The organism is Mesorhizobium sanjuanii (assembly GCF_002529485.1).
GTDB lineage: Bacteria > Pseudomonadota > Alphaproteobacteria > Rhizobiales > Rhizobiaceae > Mesorhizobium > Mesorhizobium sanjuanii.
The window spans coordinates 1-905 of sequence record NZ_NWQG01000037.1 but is presented as its reverse complement, the minus strand read 5'-3'; the positions used below and the strand labels follow the sequence as shown (position 1 = coordinate 905).

The following is a 905-nucleotide window of genomic DNA, read 5'->3' as shown; positions in this document are numbered from 1 at the left end:
GGTGCGCACCACGTCCAGCGTCTGCGGATGCGGGGTGCCGGCCAGCGCCACCTTGGTGCGCTTGTCGCGATGATGGCGCAGCGCAATGCCGACGGCCTCGGCCACCGCCGTCGCCTCGTCGAGCAGCGACGCCGATGCCACCGGAAGTCCGGTCAGCTCGGCAACCAGGGTCTGGAAGTTGAACAGCATCTCGAGCCGGCCCTGGCTGATTTCGGCCTGGTAGGGCGTGTAGGCCGTATACCAGGCCGGGTTCTCAAACAGATTGCGCTGGATGACCGGCGGCACGTGGACGCCGTGGTAACCGGCGCCGATAAAGCTCTTCAACACGGTATTTTTGGCCATCATTGCCGAGAGCTCGGCCAGCGCTTCCGCTTCGCTGGCCGGAGCGGGCAAGGCGAGCGGCTGGTCGAGACGGATCGATCTCGGCACGGCCTGGCTGATCAGCGTCTCGACAGAGGGAACGCCGATGGTGGCAAGCATGGCTCTGATGTCGTTGGTGGCCGGGCCGATGTGGCGGGCCGAGAAGGGATAGGGTGCTTCTACGGTCATGTTCAATATCCCTGGTATCAACCGATGTGAGCCTGATAGCCGGCCTCATCGAGGAGGCCCTCGAGTTGGCTTTCATTGGCGAGCTTCATCTTCCACAACCAGCCGTCGCCTGTTGCCGCCGAGTTGACCAGGGACGGATCCGACGACAGCGCGCCGTTGGCTTCGGTGATCTCGCCATCGACAGGCGCATAGACGTCGGATGCCGCTTTGACCGATTCGACCACGACGGCCGTATCGCCCTTGGCCAGCTTTCTTCCCGTCTCCGGCAATTCGACGAAAACGAGATCGCCGAGTTGCTCCTGCGCATAATCGGTGATGCCGACAGTGGCGATGCCGCCTTCGACGCGGAGCCATTC

Annotated in this window: 1 protein-coding gene and 1 pseudogene; both read right to left on the bottom strand. The window is 63.6% G+C overall.

Annotated elements, in window-relative coordinates; genetic code table 11:
• Positions 1 to 549, bottom strand: a pseudogene (locus tag CN311_RS06900) (glycine dehydrogenase (aminomethyl-transferring)); the annotation flags it as partial.
• A gap of 17 nt (positions 550 to 566) precedes the next feature.
• Positions 567 to 905, bottom strand: a 339-nt coding sequence (gcvH, locus tag CN311_RS06895) for a glycine cleavage system protein GcvH (protein WP_115504240.1), incomplete at its 5' end; no start/stop codon positions are given.